This window comes from Cobetia sp., from assembly GCF_983723665.1.
Window position 1 is genome coordinate 15,084 of sequence record NZ_CFDJES010000017.1, and the last position, 8,516, is coordinate 23,599.

Genomic DNA, 8,516 nt, shown 5'->3' on the forward strand with positions numbered 1-8,516 from the left:
TCGACGTGAGGTGTCGTCTGGCATGAGGTGTCGTCTAGCCGGCCGCCATCATTCCTCGCTGTCATCCGCGCCGACGCGCACCGCCAGCACGTCACACTGGGCACCGTGCAGGACACCCGTGGAGGTGGAGCCCAGCAGCAGCGCAAAGCCATGGCGACCATGCGAGCCGACCACGATCAGGTCCACGTCGTGTTCGGCCGCGAAGCGATGGATCTCGCTGTCCGGCATGCCGACCACCACGTACTGGTCTTCGGCGGCGATATCATGGGGGGAGGCGATCTCGCCAAGCCGTTCACGGGCGTGGGAATCCAGCTGGTCCTGGATGCTGGTCAGGTCCATCGGGATATCACCGCCATAGGCAAAACCCAGCGGTTCCAGCGTATGGATGATGGAAATCTTGGCGCCGTTGCGCTTGGCGATCGGCAGTGCCCGTTCCAGCACCAGATGGGAATCCTTGGTCAGGTCGACAGCGACCAGTACATGCTTGTATTCGTTGCTCATCCTGAGGTCCTCCCGCAGAGGTTGGCCATTCGAGTGGCGTCGTGCACCTGCTTCCATGCTAGGCTTGCCGCCCCCTTGAACACAATGACTTACATCAACGTAATGGCAGTGCGTGATACGCAACACTGCGGGGCTGCATAGCCTATCCTGCGCTTTCACGCCACGTCCTGCTTGATGAAACCCTTGAATAGACAACCGTTGGATAGACGATGACGACTGCGCTGATCATCATTTTTGTCGTGCTGGCGATGCTGTCGCCGCTGACCTGGCTACGCCCCAGCAAACGCGAGACGCGCACTTCACTGGTCCGCAAGGCGGTGATCGCCGATGGCATGCGGGTGGATCTCAAGGCGCCGGCGCTTTCTGACGCGCCCAAGGGCATCGTCGGTTACCGCCGCCCCTGGCCGACCGAGCGCGATGTCACGCCCTTCATTCTGGTGCAGGATGAATGGGCCAGTGATGCCCTGCGTGAGGCGGTGCCGGGCTATCGCTGGCGCGAAGAGAGCCGCTTGGCGGATGATCCGGACGTTGCCGCGGCGCTGCTGCGCTTCACGCGCACGCTGCCGGAGGATGCCCTGATGCTGGAGTCGTCGCTCTCCGGCCTGACGCTGTGGTGGGGCGAGAGTCTGGATGTGGAGAACTGCCACGACTGGCGGCGCGAATTCGAGGCCTTGCATGCGCTGTTGATCGACAAGGCGCCTATCTCGCACAAGCGTCGTCCGCTGGTGGGCACCGAGCCGAAGATGCCGGACGCCTGACACGCGCAGCCTGCCCGCCTGCAGAAAAAAGCCCCCATCGAGTCACTCGATGGGGGCTTTTTCATGTTCCGCTTGCGCTCATGTCCTGCAGGCGCGGCCGGCCATTTCCGGTCGGCGTTTAGGCTCAGGCGCTCTCTGGCACCTTCTCGGAGATTTCCAGGCCATTGCGCTCCATGACACGCAGGCATTCACAGAATTGATCGACCTGCGCTTCGCTCAGGCCCTCGAGCATCTCGATGCGAGTCTGCTCGGCGATGGCATCGATCTTCTCGATCAGTGGCAGCGCCTTGCGGGTCAGGAAGATGCGCTTGGTGCGGCGGTCTTCCTCACAGGCACGGCGCTCGACCAGGCCCTGTTCGGTCAGTTGGTCCAGGGTGCGAACCAGCGACGGGGCTTCGATACCGATGGAGCGAGCCAGATCACATTGGGGCTGACCATCGCCCATGCGCCACAGGTGTACCAGCGTCATCCAGCGAGTCTGGGTCAGCCCTAGTGGGGACAGTCGCTGGTCCAGAATGGCGCGCCACAGGCGCGGCAGGCGGGAAAGCTTGAGTCCGATATCTTCATGCATGGATAGGTCGTCCGCTGAGTGCAAATGTGAAGGGGCTTTTGTCATTGGCGCGCGTCCAGTATCACTCAAACCTGAATGAGACTGATTCCTTGCGCGCGCCGCCCTTCACATCAGCATGCTAGGCAGTCTGGATAATTACAAGCCTGCGAACGAATTTTACGTCCAAGGTCGAGTAACTCAGCGTTCCCGCTTGCAAAGTGACTCATGATGGCGACTGTCACAAACCCGGAATCAGGTTGGTGATACGCCAGCCGGGGATGCCGGGTGGCTGGCTGATGGTGCTGTCGGCCAGGGTCGCCTGCTGCGGATCATCGCTGACCACGAAGCGCAGACTACCGATGCGCTGTCCGTTCATCGTCTCGACATCGATGCGCCACTCGCCCTCGCTGCCCTGCGGGAAGGCGGTCTTGTGCGTCCAGGCGCGGTAGCCTTCGCTGCGCCCGCCGTTGATATTCAGGGCGATGCGATCGACGACTTCGCCGTCATGCCGCCAGACGTGATAGACCTTCTCCGACAGGCCGCGCGGCGCGCGGATGGCCGTGAAGGCGTAGAGGCCTCGGGCGGAGAGTTGCGCAGGTGTCAGCTGCATCTCGCCACGCGGTGCGCGCGCCGCGGTATCGAAGTCCGGCGACAGGCTGCTGGCATTGATCCACAGCGTGGCGGGCGGAATCCAGGCGCGTGCCCCCCATGCGCCTACCCCGAGCATCACGCTGATGCCGATCATCGCCAGACCGCCGACCACCCCACGCGCGATGCGCAGGTTGGCAACGCTGGGCAGCGCGAACAGGCTCATGGCGGCACAGGCGGCCAGCAGGCTCTCGCCCGTGGTCAGCTCCAGCAGCAGAGGCAGGGTGACCAGTACCACCACGAACACGCACAGGGCGTGGAAGCCGAAGTACAGCCAGCGATGGCGCTCGGCCAGCCGGTAGTAGAAGGGGTCGAGAATCGACAGCAGGGTCGCGCCGCACAGCAGCAGCGTGAAGCCCGCCTGGCCGCTGGCCCAGTCGGTGGTCGCCAGGAAGAACGGCAGCGTGAAACACAGTGTCTCCTGCTGGATCAGCTGGGCCACGAAGGTCGCCAGCTTGCGGGGCAGGGCATTCTGGCCGCGATGGCGGCGCAGACGGCTCCACAGGCCTTCGGCGATCAGGATCAACCAGGCCAGCATCATGCCCAGCGCCAGCATGCCGCCCAGCCATTGCTGACGATTGACGAGGAAGAAACTGCAGATGCCGGCGGCGAAGCCGATGGGCGGCCATAGCCAGTGCCAGCGCTTGGTGCGTTCGACAAGGCCGGTCAGGCGCAGATACAGGGCGGTGAGAGTGCTGCTCATGAAAGCATGATATCGATGAGGCCTTTGAAAGCCTGCTGGCGCGCGAGGAGGTGTCGCGGCCAGCCTGCGGGTTGGGAAAGCGTTCAGGGTAACGCGGCTGCCTTGCGCGGTGTAGCGTCGATCTTTGCCTACATCGGCTGTCGATGGCGTGCGCCAGTCTGCCCGGGCCAGTATACAGACGGCCCGTGACCCCCGACCTTTCGCTAATGTCCGCAGGCTTGATCTTTGCCCGTCACTGGCCCAAGCTGGCTGTATTCAAACGCTTGTATGAAGCGCTGTGATGAGAGATGACTCTCGCGCGGTGCCTCTGCCAGCGGCGAGTCCGGCGAGGCCGGTTGCCAGCGCCCTCATGGTCAACGCCAAATGGCAGTGACCCTCGAGCGCCGGGCAGCCCCTTCACCTCTTTCTCTTGTGGAGATCCGTGGATGATCTATTCAGGCAAAACGCTAACCGTCGAGGCCAATCAGGACGCCATCGCCCTGTTGACCCTCGATCTTGAAGGCGAATCGGTCAACAAGCTGGCCAGCTACGTACTCAAGGAGCTGGGAGAGGCGGTCGAGGCCATCAAGGCGACGGCCGATCTCAAGGGGCTGGTCATCCGCTCCGCCAAGGAAGCGTTCGTGGTCGGTGCCGATATCACCGAGTTCCATCAGATGTTCGAGAAGGATGAAGCCTTCCTCATCGACATGAACATGAACATCCATGGCATCTTCAATGCCATCGAGGACCTGCCGTTCCCCACCGTCACTGCCATCAATGGGCTGGCGCTGGGCGGCGGCTGCGAGATCACCCTGACCACCGATTTCCGGGTCATGGCCGACAGCGCCAAGATCGGCCTGCCGGAAACCAAGCTCGGCATCATCCCGGGCTGGGCGGGCTGTGTACGACTGCCGCGTCTGATCGGGGCAGACAACGCCATCGAGTGGATCTGTGGTGGCACCGAGAACCGTGCCGACAAGGCGCTGGCAGTGGGCGCCGTCGATGCCGTCCTGCCGGTGGCCGAGCTGGACGCGGCGGCACTCGATATTCTGGCGCGTGCCAATGCCGGCGAGCTGGACTATCAGGCGCGTCGTCTCGAGAAGACCTCGCCGCTCAAGCTCAATGCCATCGAGCAGATGATGGCCTTCGAGACCGCCAAGGGCTTCGTGGCCGGCAAAGCCGGTCCGCACTATCCGGCGCCGGTGGAGGCCATCAAGGTCATCCAGAAGGGCGCGGGGGAATCGCGTGAGCGTGCCCAGGCCATCGAGGCCAAGACCTTTGCCAGGATGGCGCTGACCGACGTGGCCTTCAATCTGGTCGGCCTGTTCATGAACGATCAGGTGGTCAAGAAGAAGGCCAAGGGCTACGAGAAGCAGGCCAGCGAGATCAAGCAGGCCGCCGTGCTGGGGGCCGGCATCATGGGCGGCGGCATCGCCTATCAGAGCGCCAGCAAGGGTACGCCGATCCTGATGAAGGACATCAACGGCGAGGCCATCGAACTGGGCCTCAAGGAAGCACGCAAGCTGTTCGGCAAGGGCGTCGAGCGCGGCAAGCTGACCACCGAGAAGATGGCGCAGGGCCTATCCAACATTCGCCCGACGCTGTCCTACGGTGACTTCGGCAATGTGGACCTGGTCGTCGAGGCGGTGGTCGAGAATCCCAAGGTCAAGGCCTCGGTGCTGGCCGAGCTCGAGGACAACGTCGCCGAGGACGCCATCCTGACCTCCAACACCTCGACCATCTCCATCACGCGGCTGGCCGAGTCGCTCAAGCGTCCCGAGAACTTCTGCGGCATGCACTTCTTCAACCCGGTGCACCGCATGCCGCTGGTCGAGGTCATCCGTGGCGAGAAGTCCAGCGATGCGGCCATCGCCGCGACCGTCGCCTATGCCCGCCAGATGGGCAAGACGCCGATCGTCGTCAACGACTGCCCGGGCTTTCTGGTCAACCGCGTGCTGTTCCCCTACTTCGGTGGCTTCAGCCTGCTGGTCGAGAAGGGCGCCGACTATCAGCGCGTCGACAAGGTGATGGAGAAGTTCGGCTGGCCGATGGGCCCGGCCTACCTGCTGGATGTGGTCGGCATGGATACCGCGGTGCACGCCAATGCCGTGATGGCGGAAGGCTTCCCGGACCGCATGGCGCGAGACGGCAAGACCGCCATCCAGGTGATGTACGACAACAAGCGCCTCGGCCAGAAGAACGATCTGGGCTTCTACCGCTACGAGGAAGACCGCAAGGGCAAGCCGAAGAAGCTGGCGGATGATGAAGCTCAGGCACTGGTGGCCCAGGTCGTCAGCGAGACGCGCGAGTTCTCCGATGAAGACATCATCGCGCGCATGATGGTGCCGCTGTGCATGGAAACCATCCGCTGCCTGGAAGACGACATCGTCGGCAGCCCGGCCGAGGCCGACATGGCCTTGATCTACGGCATCGGTTTCCCGCCGTTCCGTGGTGGCGCGCTGCGCTATGTCGATGCCATGGGCGTGGCCGAGTTCGTCGCGCTGGCCGACAGCCTGGCCGATGAGCTGGGGCCGCTGTATCGCCCGACCGAGGCGCTGCGCGAGCGCGCCAAGCGTGGCGAAGCCTTCTACTCCTGAGCCTTTGATGGCTGAGCGCCCGAGTGGCCGCCAGCACTATCCGACCAGAATTTTCGGCCCTCGCGACAGCGAGGGCCATGAGGGAGCCAGACAATGAATCTGAATCCGAGAGATGTGGTAATCGTCGATGGCGTGCGTACCGCCATGGCCAAGGCCAAGAATGGCGCCTTCCGACATGTGCGCGCCGAGAATCTGTCCGCCGCGGTGATGCAGGCGCTGTTCGATCGCAATCCCGGCCTGGTGCCGGCCGAGGTCGACGACATCATCTGGGGCTGCGTCAACCAGACCCTGGAGCAGTCCATGAACATCGCGCGCAACGCCGCCATCATGACCGGCATTCCGCGTACCGTGCCGGCGCAAACGGTCAACCGCCTGTGTGGTTCCTCGATGAGTGCCCTGCATATCGCCACCGCCAACATCAAGGCCGGCATGGGCGACTTCTATATCATCGGCGGTGTCGAGCACATGGAGCACGTGCCGATGGCACACGGGGTCGACGTCAACCCGGCGGCCAGCAAGCACGCGGCCAAGGCGGCGATGATGATGGGCCTGACCGCGGAACTGCTCGGCAAGATGCATGGCGTGAGTCGTGAGCAGCAGGATGAGTTCGGCGTGCGCTCTCACCAGCGTGCCCAGGCCGCCGCCGATGAAGGCCGCTTCGATGACGAGATCATCGGCGTCGAGGGCCATGATGCCGAGGGGCGTCGCGTGATGGTGACTCGCGATGAGGTCATCCGTGGCGATGCCAGCATGGAATCCATGGGCAACCTCAAGCCGGTGTTCGATCCCAAGGGCGGCAGCGTGACGGCGGGTACCTCCTCCGCGCTGTCGGTGGGCGCCTCGGGCATGGCGGTGATGAGCGCCGAGCGCGCCGAAGCGCTGGGCCTCAAGCCCATCGCTCGTGTGCTGTCCACTGGCGTGGCAGGCTGTGACGCCTCCATCATGGGTTACGGGCCGGTGCCGGCCTCCAAGCAGGCGCTCAAGGCGGCAGGCCTGACCATCGAGGACATCCAGACCGTCGAGCTCAATGAGGCCTTCGCGGCGCAGTCGATCCCGGTGCTCAAGGACCTTGGCCTGCTGGAGCGTGTCGATACGGCGGTCAACCTCAACGGCGGCGCCATCGCGCTGGGCCACCCGCTGGGTTGCTCCGGTTCGCGTATCTGCACCACGTTGCTCAACGTCATGAAGCAGCAGAACACGCGCCTGGGCCTGGCGACCATGTGCATCGGCATGGGCCAGGGCGTCGCGACCGTGTTCGAGCGACTCGACTGAGCGTCAGCGCCTTTGGTCAGCGTCTTCGATAAGCGATCAGGCCTCGCCTGATACCTCAAGCGGCATGTCTTCGGACATGCCGCTTTTTCGTCGGCAGGCTTTTGTCTGGAAACGCGAAGGGCGGCGCAGTATCGTGGCAGTGGGCGATCGAGCGTCACGTCGCCCCGGGCTTGATGATTGAGGTTACGCGAGGGAGTCGCATCGATGGACTGGAATCATGTCGAGCAGGATCTGCCGCGCGCCACGCCGCCCAGACCCTTGCCACACCCCCTGACCTTCCGGTTGCCGGCGGGCAGTATTGATTGTCACCTTCACCTGTTTGGTGACCCGGTGCGTTACCCATTGGCGGCGGACAGAACCTATGACCCGGCCCCCGTAGGGCTCAATGAAGCACTCGAGATGCATCATGCATTGGGTGCCAGCCATGGCGTGCTGATACAGCCCAGTGTCTATGGCTACGACAATCGCCTGCTGTGCGACAGTTTGCAGAGCTGTCGTGAGCGTGGGCTGGATTACCGTGGGGTGGCGGTTGTCACGCCCGACATCAGTGATGCCGAGCTTGAGCGGCTCTCCGAGCTGGGAGTCTGTGGCGTTCGCCTCAACCTGATCTTCGCCGGCGGGTTGCGCTGGCGTGATGTGGTGCTGCTGGCGGATCGCCTGGCACGCTTCAAGTGGCACCTGGAATGCCTGATCGATGTCTCGACCTTCCGTGACATGGAAGCACGCCTCGGCAGCTTGCCGGTGCCGGTGGTGATCGACCACATGGGCCATCTGGCGGCCACGCGTGGCCCTGAATGTCCCGGCTTTGCCGCGCTGTGTCGACTGCTCAAGCAGGGGCGCACCTGGGTCAAGCTGTCGGCGCCTTACCGGCTGACCACGCGCGGACGCTTGCCTTACTCCGATGTCACGGCGCTGGTGCGGGCGCTGGTGGCGGCCAATCCGGAGCGCGTCGTGTGGGGCAGTGACTGGCCGCATCCCTATATCGGCGTCGAGATGCCGGAAGAGGACACCCTGGCCGAGCTGATGCAGCGCTGGTTGCCGGAGCGCGAGATGCGCGAGAAGATCTTCCGCGACAACCCGCGCAAGCTTTATGGCTACAAGGCGTTCGTGAAGTCCAAGGCGGATGCGGCGCACTGAGCGAAGAGTTGCCACGCTCGCAGGGCGCAATTGAGTGACGCGGCATCACTTGTATAAGCCGAAAAGCCGCATAAGGCACAGAAGCCGAATGACAAGACGCCCCCATCAGCCTGCTGGTGGGGGCGTCTTGATGATTGGCGAAGAAAGACAAGAGGAGAGCTGAAGAGAAAGACAAGCGAGGAGAGACGTAGCCCGCAGCGTCTAGCGGGTCTGGAAGGCCACGCGCGTGCCATGGGCCAGCAGGCTGGCATTGTCGATCGGCGTCGTGGGCAGGCCGATCATCTCATCCTGTACTTCCGCCCAGGTCTGCACGCCGTGGGTCAGCCCCAGCGGCAACAGCAGGCGACTGATCCACTGGGTGCCGGTGAAAC

7 protein-coding genes are annotated in these 8,516 nt (G+C 63.7%); 4 read left to right on the forward strand and 3 right to left on the reverse strand.

The window, feature by feature from the left end; genetic code table 11:
- Nucleotides 1-48: 48 nt before the first annotated feature.
- Nucleotides 49-501: a universal stress protein gene (locus AC4FAH_RS03410; RefSeq protein ID WP_043335309.1), complete on the reverse strand. Its 453-nt coding sequence runs from the start codon at nucleotides 499-501 to the stop codon at nucleotides 49-51.
- Between the two features lie 209 nt (nucleotides 502-710).
- On the opposite strand from AC4FAH_RS03410, the gene AC4FAH_RS03415 reads away from it, so the two are divergent.
- On the forward strand, nucleotides 711-1,259 hold the full coding sequence (locus AC4FAH_RS03415) for a preprotein translocase subunit YajC (protein WP_215823873.1): 549 nt from the start codon (nucleotides 711-713) through the stop codon (nucleotides 1,257-1,259).
- A 124-nt stretch (nucleotides 1,260-1,383) separates the two neighbouring features.
- On the opposite strand, the gene slyA is transcribed toward AC4FAH_RS03415, so the two are convergent.
- Together slyA and AC4FAH_RS03425 are read right to left on the reverse strand one after the other, a co-directional pair.
- Complete coding sequence (gene slyA / locus AC4FAH_RS03420) at nucleotides 1,384-1,830, reverse strand: transcriptional regulator SlyA (RefSeq protein WP_043335305.1); 447 nt, start codon at nucleotides 1,828-1,830, stop codon at nucleotides 1,384-1,386.
- A gap of 217 nt (nucleotides 1,831-2,047) precedes the next feature.
- Nucleotides 2,048-3,160 carry a DUF5924 family protein gene (locus tag AC4FAH_RS03425; RefSeq protein ID WP_043335301.1) on the reverse strand — a complete coding sequence of 371 codons (1,113 nt, stop codon included), beginning with the start codon at nucleotides 3,158-3,160 and terminating at the stop codon, nucleotides 2,048-2,050.
- A gap of 425 nt (nucleotides 3,161-3,585) precedes the next feature.
- Between AC4FAH_RS03425 and fadB the strand changes: the two genes are divergently transcribed.
- From fadB to AC4FAH_RS03440, 3 genes are all read left to right on the forward strand, one after another.
- The gene (gene fadB / locus AC4FAH_RS03430; protein ID WP_153635130.1) at nucleotides 3,586-5,736 is read left to right on the forward strand and encodes a fatty acid oxidation complex subunit alpha FadB; all 2,151 of its coding nucleotides are present in this window, start codon (nucleotides 3,586-3,588) and stop codon (nucleotides 5,734-5,736) included.
- A gap of 93 nt (nucleotides 5,737-5,829) precedes the next feature.
- Nucleotides 5,830-7,008 (forward strand): acetyl-CoA C-acyltransferase FadA, encoded by a 1,179-nt coding sequence (gene fadA / locus AC4FAH_RS03435; protein WP_043335293.1) that lies wholly within the window; start codon nucleotides 5,830-5,832, stop codon nucleotides 7,006-7,008.
- 204 nt (nucleotides 7,009-7,212) lie between these two features.
- Nucleotides 7,213-8,145: an amidohydrolase family protein gene (locus AC4FAH_RS03440; protein WP_107335475.1), complete on the forward strand. Its 933-nt coding sequence runs from the start codon at nucleotides 7,213-7,215 to the stop codon at nucleotides 8,143-8,145.
- The last annotated feature ends 371 nt before the right edge of the window (nucleotides 8,146-8,516 follow it).